This is a genomic window from Erythrobacter sp. F6033 (assembly GCF_023016005.1).
Lineage (GTDB): Bacteria > Pseudomonadota > Alphaproteobacteria > Sphingomonadales > Sphingomonadaceae > Erythrobacter.
Map to the genome: position 1 here is coordinate 350,979 of NZ_JALKAZ010000001.1, position 20,087 is coordinate 371,065.

The following is a 20,087-nucleotide window of genomic DNA, read 5'->3' on the forward strand; positions in this document are numbered from 1 at the left end:
TCTCCCAAAAGGCGGACACCCGCCCTGCAAGCACCCGTAATCTATAGTGTTGATATGATAACGTTATCAATTATTCCGCCGCGGATAAAGTGCGGTTGCCGAACCTGTGTTTCATCACGCAGCTTTGGCAGGGCAATATTGGGCGAGATAGTCGCCGTGCCCGGGCATATGCTGGACCAGAAAACGGATCGATTGCTCGATCTCGTCGAGTTCTTTGCGGGTTTTGGCAAAGTCCATCGATTCCGCCATCGCATTGTGGCTAAGCATCGGGACGCCTTGGCCCAGCATTACTGCTGTCCAACTGCTCTCGGTGAACAGCTCGTCTTCTTCGCGGAAGATCTGGCCAGTGGATTTGAACAGCTCCACCTTTTGCGTGAGCGTGTCCGGCACTTCCATCGTTCTTACGTGGTTCCAGAACTCCGAGTCTGTGCGCGATGTCGCATTGTAATGGAGGATCAGGAAATCTCGGATGCGCTCATACTCGCGCACCGTCAGGCGGTTATATGTGTCGCGCTGCGCATCTGTAATCCCGTCGAGAGACAGCATCGACACGAGCTTGTCGATGCCAGTGTTTACAAGATGAATTGAGGTCGATTCCAACGGCTCCATAAAGCCCGCGGCAAGACCGATCGCGACCACATTCTTGTTCCAGAATTTCTTCCGGTGGCCGGTTACAAAGCGCAGATGGTTCGGTTCGGCTTGAGGTCTGCCCGCGATATTGCCGAGCAGGATGTCGAGCGCTTCCTGTTGCTCCATAAAGTCCGCCGAATAGACGTGGCCATTGCCATTGCGGTTTTGCAACGGAACCTGCCATTGCCAGCCTGCCGAATGGGCGGTTGCGCGGGTGAAGGGCGGGGGCGGCCCGCCATCGTCGCGCTTGCAGGGGATCGCTACCGCGCGGTTGCATGGCAGCCAATGGGTCCACTCTTCATATCCGGTTTCCAGCGCCTGTTCGATCAATAGCCCGCGGAAACCTGAGCAATCGACAAACAGATCAGCTGCGATTTCTGGTCCGTCCTCGACCTGAACCGAGGTGACGTCGCCGCTTTCTGGATCAAGCTTCACATCGCAAATCTTGCCTTCCTGACGGACAATTCCGCGAGCCTCTGCATAGCGGCGAAGGAATTGAGCATATTGCCCGGCGTCGAGGTGATAGGCGTAATTGACAGGCGGCATATCATCGCGTTCTTTTTGGTAATCTTCGGTGCGCGCGAATTTCCCAAAATAGGCCGCCATTGTTTCTACGTTGAAGACTTGAATGGGGCGCTTATCGCCGTCCTGCGCCAGCTTGTGCCAGACATGATGGAATGAAATCCCGCCCATCGGATAGCCATAGGCGCCGAACGGGTGGATGTAGCTCTCGCCAATATTGCCCCAGTTTTCAAACTGGATGCCGAGTTTGAATGAGCCTTGCACTTCAGAGAGCAGTTGGCGCTCGTCAATGCCCAGCATCTGGTTGAACTCGACGAAAGGAGGAATGGTTGCTTCGCCGACACCGACCGTTCCGATGGCCTCCGATTCGATCAGCGTGATCGACAGGTCACGTGTGCCATTGAGCCGCGAGAGCGCGGCGGCAGCCATCCATCCTGCGGTTCCGCCGCCAACGATCACTATCCTGTTAATTGCCATTCTATCCTCTGCCCTCGGCGTTTTCGCCATTGCCCCGCCAATACCACACATACGCAAGCCGATCGCAATCGTATGCCCTCTTTTGGCCGATGTGGGAAAAATCCCACACATCAATTGTGCAATATGGTCTCTAAATTGTAACTCTTGTGAACGCTAACATTTTTCGCTACCGATCGGAAAGTCCATAAAGGATATGAACCCATTTTTGGGTCTTGGGGAGGTTTAATAAATCACATGAAGACGGCTCGTATTGCGCCTTCACGGCGCTTTTCCGCTCTGAGTACCGCGTCCGGTCTGGCGATGTCCGCCATGATCGCGACTCCGGCGCTTGCACAAGATGCAGATCAGGATGAAGGCACCGAAGAAGCGGTCCCTGCTGATGAAGGCAACATCATCATCGTTGATGGTTTCCGCAAATCGCTTGAAAATGCGCAGAACATCAAACGCGATGCGGACACCTTTGTAGATGCGGTAACAGCTGAAGATATCGGCGCGCTGCCCGATCGCTCAGTTGCGGAAACGCTTCAGCGTATTCCTGGCGTAAATATTGGCCGCTTTGAAAAGACCTCCGATCCAGATCGTTTCTCGGTTGAGGGAACGGGTGTGATTGTTCGCGGTCTGCCCTTTGTTCGTTCCGAACTGAACGGCCGTGACATCTTCTCCGCCACTGGTGGCCGCGTGCTCAGTTTTAACGATGTCTCGCCAGAGCTTCTGGGCCGTGTCGAGGTCTTCAAAAACGTTACTGCTGATATGATCGACGGCGGTATTGCTGGCACGGTCAACCTTGTAACGCGTAAGCCGCTTGATAATCGCGGCACTCGCCTTTCCGGCAGCATCGAAGGCACCGTTGGTGATCTGGCTGAAGAATGGACCGGCGGTTTCTCCGTTCTCGGGTCCACCACCATGGACACAGATAACGGCTCGCTGGGTCTTCAGTTGGGCTACACCCAGTCCAAGCTGACCAGTCGGACCGACGCATCGCAGGTTTCCGATCCGTGTTACCGTGCGCCAACTCTGGATGGCGCATGTCTTCGCGCACAGACAGTTGTTGATGGCGGCTTCCAGGGCGGTGCGAACTTTGATGCCTCGAACTTCCCGCCAGCTGGCGCCGTGGTTGTACCGAAAGGTGCGGGCGTCCGCACGACCGATCTTGAGCGTGACCGTCAGGCGTGGTCCGCTGTGCTTCAATATGAAAGCCCGGCGCGCGATTTCCTTCTTACATTTGAATGGCTCCGTTCCGAGACGGAGTTCTTCACTGACGAGACTTCACTTCTCGCTCAGGTCAATGACGATGCGCTGTTCCCGGTCGAAGCGGCTGGCAGCACATGGCAGTTTGACGAAAACGGAATTTTTCAAAGCGGTGTATTGAGCCAGCGCATCGGTGATGCCTATGCCAACCCGTTCGGTCGTGGTGGTATCCCGCTTGAGGCTCTGCGTTTCCAGCGTCAGACGGAAGCAACCACGCAAGATTTCTCGCTCGATATCGATTGGGAAATTTCGGACAGGTTCCGGATCAATTTCGAAGCGCAAAGCATCGAGTCGGATCTTTCTCGCGATTCTGTGATCGGCGCGATGAACACGTGGGCGAACATCGATCTTGATCTCTCCGGTCGTACGCCGCAGGTCAATTTCGTCGCGCCTCCGGGTGCCGAAGCGGATTACTTCGCTAGCGGCGCAAACAGCTATTACTGGTTCCTGCTCGACAGTGTTGAGCGCAACGAGGGTGACCTCGAAAGCTATCGTTTTGATGCCGAATACGACATCAGCGACGAAGGTTTCTTCAAGAGCGCGCGCTTTGGTGCGCGTTGGGCTGAACGTGATCGCACCACCCGCGACACCAACTTCAGCACTTGGGGCAACCTTTCGGCGCCATGGGCTGGCCGCGCAGGCTGCGCCCCATGGGGCGCTGGTCCGGGCTGTTTCCAAGGTGCGGGACCATTCGTGCCGTCTTGGGCAGGTTTCACGCCAGGGCGTTATTACACCGGCCTTCCGGGTCAGGAAAACGCGATTTCGGGCGGTGTCTTTACCGATGAATTCCCGAGCGCATCGAATTTGCGGAACCCGTTCGGGGACGATTTCCAGCGCGGCAACGCGCCGGCACCGCTTCCGGGTGGTGTGTTCTTCTTTGGCGGTGACGATCTGTTGGGTGAATACCTGGCTGGCACCTCCAAGCAGCAAGCGGAAGCGATCAATACGCTGTCGCAAACACCAAACCCATTCTTTGGTGTCCGGGGCCGTCAATTCACCGACGCTGTAACCGGTGAAGTTACTGCGTGTGATCCATTCTGTCCGCCAGAAGTATCTCAGGTCACCGAAGCGACGAAGGCTGCCTATGGCCGCATCGATTTCGGCACTGATTTTGGCAATGGCTGGATTCTCGACGGAAACTTCGGCGTTCGTTACGTTGAAACCGAAGTCAAAAGCGATGGTCTGATCGGCTTCCCGAACCCGTTCTTCTTCGACACTGGAAACGGTAACGGCGATGGCGTGGTGCAAGTGTCCGAGATCAACCAGGCGTGTACGACGGCTCCACCGCCATTGCCTGGCTATTGTTCGCTTTCGGATGCCCGCAAAGCAGAGTTTGCTGCGCTTCATACGGGTGAGATCATCACTCTGGACCAGACGATCAATTTTGATCACTGGCTGCCGAGCTTCAACGCCCGTCTTGATACCGGCGGTGGCTTGTTGTTCCGCGCTGCGGTGTCAAAGGGCATCTCACGCCCCGACTTGCAGCTGTTCCGTGCGGGCGGCGGCATTGGGGACAATACCAATGCTCTTCGCGATGCAGGTCAGGCGGCGCTCGATAACGGGCCTCTGTTCGCCATCGACACTGGTTTCCGCGGTTTGCGGCCAACCGAATCGTGGAACTATGACCTGTCTGCGGAATGGTATTTCGACGATGTCGGCTCGCTTACGCTTTCGGGCTTTGTGAAAGACATCGATGGTATCGTAAACACAACGGTTCCAATCGTGACATACACTAGCCCAAGCGGTGTCAATCTCGAGGCGGAAACCCGCCGGCCGGACAACGTGCTCGATGGCTCCTTGAGAGGCTTCGAAATCGGATACCAGCAAACCTATGACTTCCTACCGGCTCCGCTGGATGGCCTCGGTTTTGCTGGGACATACACCTATATTGATGGTGGTGATTTCGTGAACGCGAACCTTGATGCGAACCAAGGGATATTCTCGGAATTGCAGCCATTGGCTGGTATTTCCGAGCATACGGTCAACGCTACGATCTTCTACGAGAAGGGACCGCTTTCCGCACGTGCAGCCTATAACTGGCGGTCGGAATTCCTCATCACCGCACGTGATGACATCTTCCCATATTCGCCGATCTGGCAGGAGGCCACGGGACAGCTCGATGCGTCGATCTTCTTCTCGGTGACCGACTATCTCAAGCTGGGTGTTCAAGGCGTCAACCTGCTCGACGAAGTGACCGAAACGTCGCAAGTTATCGACTTTGACGGTACGCGCGTCACGCGCTCGGCATTCCGCAATGACCGGCGCTTCACATTCCTCGCTCGCTTTGATTTTTAAGGGGTAGAAATCACACGAACGAGTTGAGGAGGGGGCTTTGCACGGGGGCAAGGTCCCCTCCTTGCCTTTCGGGCTCTGCAAGAGTTCGATTAGGGTAACTATCGGAGAAAAGGCTGATGTCTCGAATGCTGATTGAGATCGCTGCAATGGGGGCAGCTCTTACTCTTGGCGCTTGCGGCGGTGAGAGTGCGGGGCCGCCGCTTGCAACGGCGGGCTGGGAGCTTGTTTGGGAGGACGAGTTTGATGGCACATCGCTCGACTACACCAAATGGATACCGGAGGAATCTTGCTGGGGTGGCGGTAACAATGAACGGCAATGTTACACCGACCGAGCAGTAAATATCGCGGTCGAAGACGGATTCCTGCTGCTAAAGGCGCGTAAGGAAACCTTCACCGGACCAGATAGACCTCCGGAAATCGCCGCCAGTCCCAACCCGCAAGTCACGCAGGAATACACGTCTGGCAAAATTCGCACGCGCGGACTTCACAGCTGGAAATATGGCCGCTTTGAAGTGCGTGCAAAGGTCCCTGCTGGGCAGGGCATGTGGCCCGCAGTCTGGATGATGCCCGCCGATGACGAGTATGGAGGCTGGCCGCTTTCCGGCGAAATCGATATTCTGGAAACGGTGAATATCGGCGCTGCTTGCGATGAATGCGAAGGGAGTGTTGGCGAAAATCGGCATGTCAGCGCGCTGCATTTTGGCGATACATCGCCAAGGAACAAATACGTCTCACAAAAATCGCCGTTGCCAGACCTTTCTCTGCCGTCGGACGAATTTCATGTGTATGCGGTCGAATGGGGTGAGGGGCTAATCCGGTTCTTGATCAATGACCGCGTACACTTCACTGTTTCCCGGGAGGAATGGTCGACAACATCGCCATCGGCGGCGGGGAACGCTAACGCGCCATTTGATAAACCATTCTATATCATGGCCAATCTCGCCGTTGGCGGGAAATGGCCGGAGGAAAGCAACGAACTGGGGTTGGACGAAAAATCTCTGCCAAATCAGTTCGTGATTGATTGGATCAGAGTGTATCAATGCACAGAGGATCAGGACACAGGTCGCGCCTGCATGAATTGATGCGCGGAAGCGTATTTTTTGGAAATCCGGCTGGGGGGTCGGTGAGGACGGGAATGAAATGGCTAGACGCCGCAATTCAGTAACAATCCGCGAAGTGGCGGAAGACGCAGGCGTGTCTCTGCAAACGGTCAGCCGCGTCATCAATGACGAGCCGAACGTACGGCCGCAAATGCGCGACAGGGTCCAATCATCGATTGACCGGCTCGGCTATGTCCCCTCGCTTGCCGCGCAGCGCATGAGCGGTTCGCGCAGTTATCTGATCCTCGCCATAAACGACCGCGAACGCACGCTCGCTGATTGGCGTGAGCGGCAGGGCACCGACTGGGTTGACCAAATGTTGCTGGGCGGGACGCTGACGTGTTCAAAGCACGGATATCGCATGATCGTCGAGCTTGTGGACACACACGCCGATCATGTTGAGAGAGAACTTGGCGCGACTGTCTCTGCGCTTCAGCCGGACGGCGTGATCCTCACCCCGCCGCACTCCGAAAACACGCAAATTACGCGGCTCCTTGCGCAGCGGAACATCCCATTCGCGCGGATCGGATCGACCGATGATGGTCCCGGCATTCGTCTGACAATGGGCGATGAAGGCGCGGCCTATGCCGCGACAAAACGGTTGGTTGAGCTCGGCCACACAAAGATCGCGATGATTGCCGGGCCGGACCAATACAGCCTCAGCGGCTGGCGGATCGCCGGATGGAAACGGGCGATGGAGGATAGCGGCCTACCCAGCGATGGCCTCTGCGAAAAAGGCGATTTTGGCTATGAGTCCGGCACGCAGGCGGCGCGTAGCCTGCTGCACCGTCATGCTGATCTCACCGCCATCATCGGTAGCAGCGACCAGATGACGCTGGCCGCGCTAGAAGTCGCCCGCGACAAAGGCATGCATGTCCCGCGCGATATTTCGCTGGTGTCATTCGACAACACGCCGATTGTGCGGTTCTCTCAACCGCCATTGACCGCCGTGGATCAGCCGATTGCCGAAACCGTGTCCATCGCGGTGGAGCATCTGATCAATGTGCACAAAGCTCCGCCGGTAAGCGATGTGATCGATGTGGCGGCAGACTTGGTTGAGCGTTCTTCAACAGGACCGGCGCCCGCCGCGAAGTGAACTCGCTTGAAACCCCCGCTGATCGCCAGCCGGTCTGGTTTCTGGTGCTGTTTGCGCTCGCTGTTGGCGGGGGCGCGATTGCTTATGTTCCGCTGCTCACAGTTCTTCTGCCGCTTAAGATCACGAGCCTTATGGGCGGCGAAGATGTCGCGTCCTTAGCACGGGTCACGTTCTACGGAGCCATTGTCGCCAGCTTGGCCAATATTGCATTTGGCATAGTGAGCGATCGCAGCGGCTCGCGGCGCATATGGATCGTCCTCGGTCTGGTTAGTTCGTCGATCTTGCTTGTGATGATCGGCCGAGCGGCATCTTTGATTGAATTGATCGCTCTGATCATGGCGTGGCAGCTGTGTCTGAACATGATGCTTGGCCCGCTGCTCGCATGGGCAGGGGATTGTGTGCCCGATAGTCAAAAAGGGCTGCTTGGTGGATTGCTTGCGGTGGCACCGGCGCTTGGCGCGATGGCGGGGTCATTGGTCACTTTTGAGAGTTTTGTAGCCGAAGGATACCGGATGACGGCGGTCGCCGTGATGGTTGCGGCGTTCATACTGCCGCTCGTCGTGCTTGGCCGCGGTCATGAACGTCCCACATTGATGCGCCCGAACTTTGAAAAGCGCGGCACCAGTGATGAAGCCAAACGGTCGCGCTCAACGGTGGTAAGGATGTGGCTGTCGCGCTTTCTGGTGCAGATTTCCGAAGCGGGCCTGTTTGCGTTTCTGTTGTTCTGGTTGCGCTCGATTGTGCCCGATTTCCATGAAAACACCTCTGCCAATATCTTCAGTATTGTATTGATCCTGTCCATTCCGCTGTCTCTGATGATGGGGCGTTGGTCGGATGTTCATGGGCGGCCGATCGCGCCGCTCGTTGTCTGCTCGGCATTGGCCGGAGCCGGGCTATTGATAATGGCCTTTGCCGACGGATTGCCGATCGCCATTACGGGCTATCTGGTGTTCGGTATCGCAGCCTCGATTTTCCTGTCGCTTCACACGAGCCAGTATCTTCGATTCCTGCCAAGGGCACAGCACCGAGGGCGGGACTTGGGCGTTTTCAACCTGACCAACACGATACCTTCGATCGTGATGCCGTGGCTGACATTGTCGCTTGTGCCCGGCTTTGGCTTTTCGGCCTTGTTCGTGCTCTTCGGGGCGCTTGCCGTACTCGCCGCCTTATTGTTGGCAACCGTTTCCAGGCCCGCATGAAGGCTTGATTTTTGTCAAATCGCATGCGAACCATACACTTGTTGTGAACGTTCTCATTATTGCAATGATCGCGAACGTTGCGGGTCTTTGGGAGGGACTATTTAAAATGCGTATTTCCGCGCGGCTGATGGCAGCCAGTGCTCTTGCTACTTTGGTGTCTGCATGCGGAGCTGGCGCTCCGGTTCAAACTGCTACCAGCGCAGCCCCTGTTGGGTCGGTGCCTGCGGCGGGTGCCCAAGAACAGCAGATCATTGATCTGATTGCGCAGATGTCTCTGGAGCGCAAAGTTGCTCAGCTGATTCAGCCGGATATTGCTTCGATCACGCCCGCTGATGTTGAGAAATATCGCTTTGGCAGCGTTTTGAACGGCGGCAATTCTGGCCCCTACAACAATGATTTCGCGCCGGCCGAAGATTGGTTGAAGCTGGCGGATGAATTTTGGGAAGCCTCAACCAAGCCCTTGGCGAATGGTGAGCCTGCTATCCCTACGATCTGGGGCACCGATGCTGTCCACGGACACGCCAACGTCATTGGCGCTACGATCTTCCCGCATAACATCGCGCTTGGCGCGACGGGTGAGCCCGATCTGATCCGCCGGATCGGCGCAGCGACCGCGACTGAGATCGAAGTCACTGGCATCGATTGGACTTTCGCCCCGACAGTGGCGGTTGCCCGCGATGATCGCTGGGGTCGGACCTACGAAAGCTATTCCGAAGATCCCGCGCTCGTTGCCCAAATGGGCGTTGCCATGGTCGAAGGCTTGCAAGGCAAGCCCGGTGATGAGGACTTCCTCGGCAAGGGCCGCGTTATCGCGACCGCTAAGCATTTCTTTGGCGATGGCGGAACTGCGCAAGGTGTCGACCAAGGCGAAGTCAATGGCGATATTGAGGACCTCAAGCGTATCCACGTTGCGCCATATCCGCCCGCCATTGATGCAGGCCTCGGCTCTGTCATGGCGAGCTTTAACTCGATCAACGGCAAGAAGATGCATGGCAACAAAGCCCTGCTGACCGATTTGCTTCGCGATGAAATGGGCTTTGATGGTCTGGTCGTCGGTGACTGGAACGGCCACGGCCAGATCAAAGGCTGCACCAACACCGATTGCCCGCAGGCGATGCTGGCCGGTCTGGATGTCTACATGGTGCCGGAGGACTGGAAGGGTCTGTACGAGACAACCCTGTCACAGGTGAAAGACGGCACGATCCCCGAGGCGCGGATTGATCAGGCGGTTGCGCGTGTTTTGCGTATCAAACAGCGCGCCGGCATTCTGGATGGTGAAGTGAAACCTTCGATGCGCCCCAATGGCGGTGATTGGAGCAAGCTGGGTTCGGCAGAGCACCGCGCGATTGCGCGTGAAGCTGTCGCCAAATCCATGGTTCTGCTGAAGAATAACGGCGTCCTGCCGATCAAAGCCAACGCCAACATCATGGTTGCTGGAACCGCGGCAGACAGCATCGCGCAGCAGGCGGGTGGTTGGACGATCACGTGGCAGGGCGGCGGAGAGCTGACCAACAAGGACTTCCCCGGTGCGACCTCGATTTTGGCGGGCATCCAAGATGCGGCCAAGTCATCTGGCGGCAGCGTCGATTTCTCGCTCTACGGGGTACTTGCTGAAGGGCAGCAGCCTGATCTTGGCATCGTCGTTTTCGGAGAGGAGCCCTACGCGGAATTTGTGGGGGATCGCAAAGATCTCGCCTTCCGCGATGAAGAGGGCTTGAAGGTTCTCCGCACCTTGAAAGCGGCTGGTGTTCCGACCGTCGCTGTGTTCCTTTCAGGTCGCCCAATGTGGGTGAACCGCGAACTGAACGTGGCCGATGCGTTTGTTGCAGCATGGCTGCCCGGCAGCGAAGGCGCGGGTGTTGCCGATTTCCTCTATGGAAAAGCAGGAGCCAGCGGCGCGCTGTCATTCAGTTGGCCGGTAAGCTGTGAAGGCAATCCTCTGAATGGACCGGAAGGCGCGCTGTTCCCGGTTGGCTTTAGCCGGTCCATGGACAATACAACCCCGTTCGGCGCGCTGAGCGAAGACTGTTCTGCTCTTGACGGTGGCGGAGGCTCTGACTGGTTCACTGCCGGCCGTCTGGCGGAACGGGTAAAGGCCTTGTCGAAAGGCACCGAGCTTCCCGATCTCCGCGGCAAAGCGGGCGGTATCGTCGCCCGCGGGATCGATCGGAACACTCAGGAAGACGCGCGCCAGATCGATTTCGGTCCGGGCACCGCCCTCGATCTGAGCGGTCCGCAAGGCGGAAATGCTTATCGGATCACCTATCAGGTCCTGCAGCGTCCATCGGGCAAGGTTGAGCTCGCCAGCAATGGCGGCACATTTGATGTATCGCGTGAATTGCTCATCGCAGAAGGCAAGGGCTGGCGCGAAATGGTGATCACCGAGGCGTGTCTGGCGGGCATCAACAACGGTCTGACGATCAGATCAGAAGCGCCCTTTTCGATCCAGATTTCGGCCATCGCACAGGAAACAGCAGCCGACGGGGCCGAGTGTTCGTTTTGATTATGCAATCGAATGTCTATGGACCTGACGCAAGAATGCGCTAGTCCATCGTTGTCAACGGGATCCGGGCCAAGGCCGCACAAGAGCCAGCGCCCACGGGGGAGTATGTAAAGTGACACTCGAAACCATCGATATCATCATCATCGCGGGCTATGCGCTCGCGCTGCTCGGCATTGCGCTGTTCGTCAGTCGGGAGCCTGCTGGGCATGAGAAGAACACAGAGGATTACTTCCTCGCTGGCCGCGCACTGCCGTGGTGGGCGATCGGCGCTTCGCTGATCGCATCCAACATCTCGGCTGAGCAGATTATCGGTCAGTCGGGTGAAGGTTTCGCCATCGGGATCGCGATTGCGGCCTATGAATGGCAGGCGGCCATCGTCCTGCTCATCGTCGCGAAATACTTCCTGCCGATCTTCCTCAAACGCCGAATTTACACCATGCCGCAGTTCCTTGAACAGCGATACGGATCGGGCGTGAAGACGCTGATGAGTGTGTTCTGGGTCTTCCTCTACACGGCTGTGAACCTCACTGCGGTGCTATGGCTGGGCGGTCTCGCGGTCGATACGTTGACCGGTTGGGGCGTGATGACATCGATGATGGCGCTTGCCGGTTTTGCGGTGCTTTATTCGCTTTATGGCGGACTGAAAGCCGTGGCGCTTACCGACATTATTCAAGTCGTTATCCTGATTATCGGCGGCCTTGCGATCACATGGTTTGCGCTCGACGCATTGCCTGCTGATGGCGCGATCGGCGGCTTCGGTTATCTGATGCAGGAAATGCCGGGCCATTTCGAAATGATCCTCGACGAAGGCGACAACGGCTATGACAAGCTTCCAGGTATCTGGACGCTGCTTGGTGGCCTGTGGGTGCTGCACTTCAGCTATTGGGGCTTCAACCAATACATCATCCAGCGCGCCTTGGGCGCTGAGAACCTTGGCGAGGCGCAAAAGGGTCTCGCCTTTGCGGCGTTCCTGAAATTGCTGGTGCCATTCATTGTGGTCATTCCGGGTATCGCAGCGGTGATCCTCGCTCAGCAAGGCATGCTGGATCAGGCGGCGCTGACGGAAAAATCTGACCGCACTTATGGCCAGCTTATGGGCTTTGCGCCTGCTGGCCTTCGCGGTCTTGTATTCGCAGCATTGATTGCGGCGATTGTGTCCTCGCTGGCATCGATGATGAACTCGATCTCGACCATCTTCACAATGGATCTCTATCGCAGTGTTCGCGCTGACGAGGATGAGAAACACTATGTGATGGTCGGCCGGATCACAGCGTTTGTTGCAATGGGTATTGCGCTGGTTCTTGCCCGTCCATTCCTTGGCGGATTTGAGAGCGCGTTCCAGACGGTTCAGGAATATACCGGTTATATCGCGCCGGGTATCGTGATCGTCTTCCTGCTCGGCTTCTTTGACAAGAAAGCCAATGCAGCAGGCGCGTTTACGGCTCTGATCGGTTCGGTCGTACTGAACGTTGCGTTGAAGTTCGGCGCACCTGATCTCGAATTTATTATCCGTATCTGGGCCGTGTTCGTTGTCGCTCTGATCGCCGCGATCGCCGTTTCGCGGGTGACAGGCGCGCCGGATGAAGAACGCACAGTCAAGCTCGGTGATATCAGCTTCGCGACGACGATGCTGTTCAACACATTGTCGATGCTGACCGTCGCAATTCTTGTCGGCCTCTATATCGTCCTGTGGTGATAGGCTAAGGCCCCGTCCTGAAACGGACGGGGCCAAAGCACATTCACACACGACACGAACAGCGCGCGCCAGTTTTGCGGCGCCTGAAACAGCCATTTCCTACGGTCAATTCGGCGACTAGGGTGGCTTGAAATGATCGATGTTGGACACCTTTCCTGCCGAAAGTCACACAGTGGCAGGGTCAATTCCTCGCAAACTGTTGAGCTTGCTTGGAGAAATGTCTTCGGACGCTCAAACGCGAACTCTGTTTGGTGTCACCCGTCTCAATCGAGCGGGGGGCATCCCGCATGAGTAATGATAGTCTTATCTTCACGCTCATCAGCTGTGTGTTCTTTATGGGGCTTGTGGGCTGGGTCAGCTGGCTAAAAACGCGTGGTACGGTGGAGACAAAGGACGGTTACTTCCTTGCCGGACGCGGGCTTGGCGCGACCTTTATCGCCGGTTCCTTGTTGCTGACGAACCTGTCCGCTGAACAGCTTATCGGCCTCAACGGGTCGGCATACGGTTTCAATATGTCGAGCATGGGGTGGGAGGTAACGGCAGCGGTCGCGACAATCGCGATGGCGCTGATCTTCCTTCCCAAATATCTCGCGGGCGCATTCACCACGTTGCCGCAATTTCTCAATGACAGGTTTGATCCGGTGGTACGCCGAATGTCTGTTGTGCTGTTTATGCTGGGTTACGGATTGGTCACGATCCCGAGCGTGCTGTATTCCGGCAGTCTCGCGGTAATTGCCTTGTTCGATGTGCCCGCTTTGACGGGGCTGGGCGATTTTCAGGCGTTGGTCGCAATGGTGATCCTGATTGGGGTCACAGGATCGATTTATGCGATCTTTGGCGGTTTACGCGCTGTGGCGATCTCCGACACGCTCAATGGGATCGGCTTGCTCATTATCGGCGTTCTGGTCCCCGTGTTTGGGCTGATCGCGCTGGGCGGCGGCGACTTTTTTGCAGGGGTTGCGCAGATCTCGGCAGAGAACCCCGAAAAATTGAACGCGATTGGTGCATCGGATGACCCGACGCCGTTCGGCACAATCTTTACCGGTATGGTGTTCGCAAACCTGTTTTATTGGTGCACCAACCAATATGTGATCCAGCGCACGCTCGGCGCGCAAAGCCTCGCCGAAGGACAAAAGGGGGTGCTGTTTTCCGGCTTCTTCAAAATCCTTGTGCCGTTTTTGATGATGATACCGGGCGTGATTGCATTTCACCTCTATGGGTCGGGGTTGGGTTCGATCGATGAGGCCTATCCGCGACTGATCCGCGATGTGCTCCCGGTCTATCTCTCAGGCTTCTTTCTAGCGGTACTGCTGGGGGCGGTGTTCTCATCGTTCAATTCTCTGCTCAATAGCGCGGCGACTTTGTTCAGTCTGGATGTGTACGCTCCTGCGCGAGGGGAGAAGGCGACCGACGCGGAGCTTGTGCGGGTGGCGAAGATCGCCAGCCTGGTGATCGCGCTGTTCTCGTTCGCTGTTGCGCCGATGCTGGCCTTTGCGCCGGAAGGGCTGTGGCAGATCATCCGCATCTTCACCGGCTTCTATAATATTCCGACGGTCGTGATCGTGATTGTGGGATTGTTCACAGCCCGTGTCCCGGCCTTGGGCGCAAAGATTGTGATCGTCTTTCACGTGATTGCTTATGGTCTGATCCGGTTCGTTTTCGACGATGTGATCACGCTCCACTTCATCCATCTCTATGCGGTGCTGTTCTGGATTGAGGTTGGCATTATGCTCGTGTGCGGCTGGATACGCCCGCGTGAAACGGCGTGGAGCTTTGCTCGCAATGAACAGGTCGACATGACCCCATGGCGCTTTGCAAAGCCGCTTGCGGTCAGCCTGTTTAGCTGCGTGGTCGCGACATATCTCTTGTTTTCACCAGTGGGGCTCGCATCCAGTTCTGGCCTCAATACTCTGTTTTTCGGGCTGATCGGGGCGCTATTCGCGGCCAATGCAATATTGTGGGTTTTGACCATTTCACAGAACAAGGGTATTAATGATTCATCAATAAGCCATTGATTATTTTAGGTGCCTAACAATTAGGGATTGCCATGCGAGTGCGCCATTGGGCGAACGATGATTTTGGATATGCAAAGTAAACGCCCCTATCGCAGCCCTGAGCTGCGCCATTATGGCAGCGTCCGGAACCTTACCGGCGGCAGCATCGGCCCCGGCAATGATGGCTCGGGCGGGTTTACGGGCATGAACGGCATGATGGGCATGATGTCCGATCGCCGGCTGAAAGAGAACATCCGCAAAATTGGCGATCACCCTGCTGGGTTCGGGCTGTACCTGTTCGACTACAAGCCAGAATTTGCGGACCTCTGCGAAGGTCAGAATGTCTTCGGGCCGATGGCCGATGAGGTGCAGAAAGTGCGCCCTGACGCAGTGTCAGAGCATTCGTCCGGCTATTCGATGGTGGATTACGCGCGCTTGGGTATCACCCGACATTAAGCGATCAGCGATGCGAGCACCCGGCGCTTGCCTTCAAATGGACGCCGCCCATGCATCACTAGAAAGTTATCGATAAGAGCAACATCGCCCGCTTGCCAGGTGATGTCCGCGGTCAGATCATCCGCAATGGCAATCGCTGGCGCCATATCTTCAGACGTGATCGGATCACCGGCGCCAAAAGTGATCGCTCGGTTCGGATCGTTGCGGCTATCGGCCCAGCCGCGGAATGCTGCGATCAGCTGATTGAAAAATGTGCGTCTGCCATCGGAAAGCTCGCGAATGGCGGGCAAGGCGGGTGTGGTCGCGCGCAAGCTCTCATCCGCTTGCCACTCCCACGAATAGTCAAGATCGCTCAACCGCGCCTCTGCCTCAGCGCGGTCTTTCACGCTCAAAGTGCTGCGCCAGCTACGGCCCTGGCCCGATCCTGCATCGTCATTGCCGGGCATAACGTTGGTGTAACGCACGCCGTCCGCTTCGATGCGCGCGACGAAATCCGGCGCGATTGTGGTCAGGTGGTCCAACACCCAATCAGATCGGCAGACGGGCGTCGCTCCGCCTGTTTCGGGCGCGATCTCGCAATAGAAGAACAGCTTGCTGGGATAGAGCGGGGTCTGCGCCATTTCATGGTGCAGGAATATCTCGGTTGTGGGCGGCGCTTCATTCGCGGTGAACACGCGCGGCGTCACATTGGTGCGCACTGCGTTGGATAGCGAGTCTTCGTAGGTAAACCCCGGCTCGCCATATCCTTCAATGGCGGCGTCAAAGGCCTGCGGATCAGGCACATCGAACCCGCGAAAGAGCAACGCCCCGGCATTGGCAAGAGCCGCATCGACGGCGTCTTTGTTGGCGCTCAGAAAACCGGCGAGGTCGCCTGAACCCTCAACGATGGCGGGGAAGGTTTGATCTGTCATATCAATCGTAGATCGGATGGAAGGTGCCAAAGGCGGCTTCGGCGAATGTGCCCGGATCGTTGAAACGGCGGTTCTGATTAAGCGAGGAAATCGCTGCCATTTCGACCTGCGATAGCTCGAAATCATCAATGTCGAGGTTTTCGCGCATCCGCTCCGGCTTGCTGGTTTTGGGAATGATTGCGGTACCGCGTTGAACGCCCCAGCGTAGCAGCACTTGCGCAGGCGTTTTGCCATGCGCGCTGGCGGCAACCATGACGGGTGCCGTGCCAAGCAAGCTTTCGCCCTCAGCCGCCATATCAAGCTCGAAATAGCTTTGCGCGCCAAGCGGAGAAAAGGCGGTAACGTCCACCCCGTAATTCCCAGCAAGCCGGATAAGCCGCTCCTGTGTTAGATACGGGTGGCTTTCGATTTGGAGCATGGCTGGTTTGATCCGCGCGTAAGTCATCAGATCATGCAGCAGGCCGGAATTGTAATTGCATACGCCGATATTCTTCACGAGGCCTGTGTCGACCAACGCTTCCATCGCTGCCCAAGTCGCATGCAGCGGCACTTTGGCGAGCTTCATACTGGAGCCGGGCGTGTCGGGATCGTGCACCCATTCGGGAGGATAGCGGGTTTCAATCGGCACGTATTCAAGCGCGATGGGGAAGTGGATCAGATAGAGGTCGAGATAGTCCACCCCCAGATCGTCCATCGATTTGCGGCACGCTTCCTCAACATGTTCGGGCGCGTGGAATGTGTTCCACAGCTTCGATGTGATCCAGAGGTCATCGCGGGTAACGAGACCTTCGCCTATCGCACGCGCAATGCCTTCGCCGGTTTGCTTTTCATTGCCGTAATCGGCGGCGCTATCGAAATGGCGATAGCCTGCACGTATGGCCTCGACCACGGTATCGGCGGTCTCATCTTGTGGTATTTTCCAAAGGCCAAAGCCGCTGCGTGGCATTCCTGTGAGCACGTTCAATCCTCGTCCGTATAAGTGATATCAACCGGTAGGCCGGTTTCGATGCTTTGCTGTGCCGCTGCGCCTATAACGACAGACCTGTACCCGTCCTGCGCATCAATCAGAGGCTTGGTTCCATTGATCAGCGCATCGTGAAAGTCGCGCTGTTGAAAGAAGGTCGCGCCGTGGTGATCCCCTGCGGCAAGCGCATCAGATGGCGTTTCGATGTGGCTGACAAACGGTCCGGATTTGTCACGCGGAGACCACGTGACTTCACCAATTGGCAGCTTCACTTCCATCTTGCCGATACGGCCAACCGCGCTGATTTCTTCTTGCTGTTCAGACCCTTCGGCGAACATGCACAGATCCAGCACTGCCCGCGCGCCGCCTGCAAAATCGACTATCACAAATGCATTGTCGAGGATGTCAGGTGTCTCGCCATCATAGCTCTCATCAAGGTGGTTCACATTCTGAGCGCCGCTGGCAAATACGCGCACGGGTTCATCGCGCATTATGTGGCGCATCAAGTCGAAGAAGTGGCAGCATTTCTCGACCAGGGTGCCGCCGGAATTTCGGTTGAACCGGTTCCAATCGCCGACTTTGACGAGGAAGGGGAAGCGGTGTTCGCGGATGGCCAGCATCTTGATGTCACCTGCTTCGCCAGCGTGGATGCGCTTGATAAAGCGGGTGACGGGCGGCATGTAGCGGTATTCAAGGCCGACCCAGAACAGGTTTTCATATTCCTGCGCCGCTTTCGCCAGTGCTTCGGCGTCGGCAATGGTGGTGCACATCGGCTTTTCCAGCAGGATCGCCGCGCCTGTCTCCATCACCGGTTTCACTGCATCGAAATGCGTGAAGTTGGGTGATGCGATAATCACCGCATCAGGTTTGATTGCGGCGAGCATCGTGCTTGAGTCATCGAAGAGCTCAACTTTCTGGCCGAGCTGCTCTGCAAGCTCGCTCGCCGCAGCGCGCGAGCCGGCGTCCGGATCAGCAATCGCGACCAGATCGGCTCCGTCGACAATCGCGAGGTTTTGCATGTGCTCACGGCCCATCATGCCGCATCCGATAATGGCGTATTTGCGGCTCTGGGTCATCGTGACAGCGCCGTAATCGAAACCCCGGCGGGGTCAATCATCTCGCCCGTCAGATCGAACATCACTGGCTTATTGGAATAGTTGAACGCGAACAGGTGCCGGGCCGAGCGTCGCACCCGAATGCCCTTTGGAAGATGGGCAACAGAGACATCAGCTTCGGCCGCCATCGCTTCGATCATTCGAGTGAGCAGTGCGTTATCCGGCCAAGCGCCGCAATATCGAACGTGGTCGTGCTTAAAGACGACACCGCGCCCGTCGCTCAAGCTGACTTCTGGCGTTAAATCGCTCTCAATCTGCTCCATCCAGCGGGTCACTTCAAACCCGTCGCCTGCTTCAGCAACGCCGCCGCGCAGTGATTCCACACGGGAGACTGTCAACGGGATCAATTCGCGCAGGTTGCCCGGGGCAAGGCCATCGGGAATGCAGAAGCTTTCGGTTTTGCTGCCAGAACGCGGTCCAATTAGAACTGGGCAGTCGAGTGTTTTCAACTCCGCGACAAGCTCCTCAGAGACAATCGGCAGTGTCGGCGCGCAGACCATCTTGTAGCCCTCGAGCGAAGCGTCGGCGGATACAATATCCACGTCCAGCCCCCGCTTGCGCAGTGCGGAATACCATTCATAGATCAGTTCAAGATACCGGAAACTCGCGCCCTGCGGCTGGATGCCGCACACCCATGCGGCTTCGTATGAAAACAACAAAGCCACGGGAGCTTTGGCCGCGTCTTGTGGGCCAATCTCGCCAATGATCTTTGCAGCGTCGCGCGCTTCATGTGCAGCCTCGGCGTCTTTGCCATCGGGACGCAGGAGGCCCGCGTGCATCTGTTCCTGCGCAAAGGGAGCCTGCCGCCAGCGGAAATAGCTGGTGAACTCGGCTCCGTGCGCCATCGCCTCCAGCGACCACAGCTTCACCATACCGGGCAACGGGGCGGGGTTATACCGCGCCCAATTCACCGGCCCGGGTTGCTGTTCCATAACGCCCCAGCGGCCCGATCCCGTCACGCCGCGATACAGATCATGGTGGAAGGCCGCTATGTCCGGATGCCCCTGGCGCAGATAGTCGCGCTTGTCGTCTTCACCGAACCAGAACTGCTCCAGAAAGCCGAGCGGATAGCTATCCCAAGTGGCCACATCGAGATCACGAGCGGTATCGTAGTGATCGAACTCCGTGAAGAAGCCCATGAAGTTGTGGGTGATGTCGCGGCTCGGCGAATGCGCGCGCAGAATTTCGGCCTGCTCAAGGTTGAAGCTGGCGACTTCATCCGATGCGAAGCGGCGATAGTCCAGCCAATGCGCTGGATTCGCTTCAGTCACAGTGAGATGCGGTGGATCAACCTCGTCAAAGGAGCGGTATTCCATGCTCCAAAACACATTGCCCCACGCCTCGTTCAGCGCCTCTGTCGTTCCATATCGCACCTGAAGCCATTCGCGAAAGCGCGCGGCGGCTGCGTCCGAAAAGCTCAGGATCGTATCGTGGCAGCCATATTCGTTGTCTGTTTGCCACATGGTGACGGCTGGATGATCGCCATAACGCTGGGCCATTGCCGTCACGATCCGGCGGCATTCCTTGCGGTATCCGAGGTGCGAAAAGCAATAATGGCGTCGCGATCCAAAGCCGCGCGGGCGGCCCTGCTCATCAATGGCGACCATATCAGGCATTTGATCGACCAACCATTTGGGCGGAGTTGCGGTGGGTGTGCCGAGGATCACGGCAAGGCCCGCCGTGTGCAGTGTTTCGATCGCACGGTCGAGCCAATCCCAAACGAGCTGACCCGGTTCCGGTTCAATCCGGCTCCACGCGAACTCTCCGATACGCACGAGCGAAAGGCCCATTTCCGCCATCCGACGCGCATCATCGGCCCAATTGTCTTCGGGCCAATGTTCGGGATAATAACAGCAACCAAGTTTCATATCTTGCGCGGTT

At 57.1% G+C, this 20,087-nt stretch carries 13 protein-coding genes; 8 read left to right on the forward strand and 5 right to left on the reverse strand.

All coding sequences use genetic code 11. From position 1 onward, the window contains the following. Positions 1–114 precede the first annotated feature (114 nt). Complete coding sequence (locus tag MWU39_RS01735) at positions 115–1,659, reverse strand: tryptophan halogenase family protein (RefSeq protein WP_247158252.1); 1,545 nt, start codon at positions 1,657–1,659, stop codon at positions 115–117. Positions 1,660–1,863: 204 nt separating this feature from the next. On the opposite strand from MWU39_RS01735, the gene MWU39_RS01740 reads away from it, so the two are divergent. The 8 genes from MWU39_RS01740 (at position 1,864) to MWU39_RS01775 (ending at position 15,216) form a co-directional block, all read left to right on the forward strand. Further along, entirely contained in the window at positions 1,864–5,172 is a 3,309-nt protein-coding gene (locus MWU39_RS01740) for a TonB-dependent receptor (protein ID WP_247158253.1), read from the forward strand. Between the two features lie 125 nt (positions 5,173–5,297). Then, on the forward strand, positions 5,298–6,254 hold the full coding sequence (locus tag MWU39_RS01745; RefSeq protein WP_247158254.1) for a glycoside hydrolase family 16 protein: 957 nt from the start codon (positions 5,298–5,300) through the stop codon (positions 6,252–6,254). 58 nt (positions 6,255–6,312) lie between these two features. Further along, positions 6,313–7,368 (forward strand): LacI family DNA-binding transcriptional regulator, encoded by a 1,056-nt coding sequence (locus MWU39_RS01750; protein WP_247158255.1) that lies wholly within the window; start codon positions 6,313–6,315, stop codon positions 7,366–7,368. Then, positions 7,365–8,567, forward strand: coding sequence for an MFS transporter (locus MWU39_RS01755; RefSeq protein ID WP_247158256.1), 1,203 nt, complete (start codon positions 7,365–7,367; stop codon positions 8,565–8,567). The genes MWU39_RS01750 and MWU39_RS01755 overlap by 4 nt, the downstream gene beginning before the upstream one ends. Before the next feature lie 106 nt (positions 8,568–8,673). Continuing rightward, positions 8,674–11,070, forward strand: coding sequence for a glycoside hydrolase family 3 protein (locus tag MWU39_RS01760; protein ID WP_247158257.1), 2,397 nt, complete (start codon positions 8,674–8,676; stop codon positions 11,068–11,070). A gap of 112 nt (positions 11,071–11,182) precedes the next feature. Continuing rightward, complete coding sequence (locus MWU39_RS01765) at positions 11,183–12,766, forward strand: sodium/sugar symporter (RefSeq protein ID WP_247158258.1); 1,584 nt, start codon at positions 11,183–11,185, stop codon at positions 12,764–12,766. Between the two features lie 287 nt (positions 12,767–13,053). After that, positions 13,054–14,781 (forward strand): solute:sodium symporter family transporter, encoded by a 1,728-nt coding sequence (locus MWU39_RS01770; RefSeq protein WP_247158259.1) that lies wholly within the window; start codon positions 13,054–13,056, stop codon positions 14,779–14,781. Between the two features lie 69 nt (positions 14,782–14,850). Further along, positions 14,851–15,216 (forward strand): tail fiber domain-containing protein, encoded by a 366-nt coding sequence (locus MWU39_RS01775; protein WP_247160280.1) that lies wholly within the window; start codon positions 14,851–14,853, stop codon positions 15,214–15,216. Here MWU39_RS01775 and MWU39_RS01780 read toward each other — a convergent pair. From MWU39_RS01780 to MWU39_RS01795, 4 genes are read right to left on the reverse strand one after another with little or no spacing between them, the layout of a single operon-like run. Then, positions 15,213–16,127 (reverse strand): TauD/TfdA family dioxygenase, encoded by a 915-nt coding sequence (locus MWU39_RS01780; RefSeq protein WP_247158260.1) that lies wholly within the window; start codon positions 16,125–16,127, stop codon positions 15,213–15,215. The two genes, MWU39_RS01775 and MWU39_RS01780, sit on opposite strands and share 4 nt — an antisense overlap. Position 16,128: 1 nt before the next feature. Continuing rightward, positions 16,129–17,085 (reverse strand): aldo/keto reductase, encoded by a 957-nt coding sequence (locus tag MWU39_RS01785; protein ID WP_247160281.1) that lies wholly within the window; start codon positions 17,083–17,085, stop codon positions 16,129–16,131. 2 nt (positions 17,086–17,087) lie between these two features. Continuing rightward, a complete protein-coding gene (locus MWU39_RS01790; RefSeq protein ID WP_247158261.1) occupies positions 17,088–18,167 on the reverse strand; it encodes a Gfo/Idh/MocA family oxidoreductase in 1,080 nt (359 codons plus the stop codon). Beyond that, the gene (locus tag MWU39_RS01795; protein ID WP_247158262.1) at positions 18,164–20,074 is read right to left on the reverse strand and encodes a beta-galactosidase; all 1,911 of its coding nucleotides are present in this window, start codon (positions 20,072–20,074) and stop codon (positions 18,164–18,166) included. Before MWU39_RS01795 ends, MWU39_RS01790 begins: the two co-directional genes overlap by 4 nt. Positions 20,075–20,087: the final 13 nt, after the last annotated feature.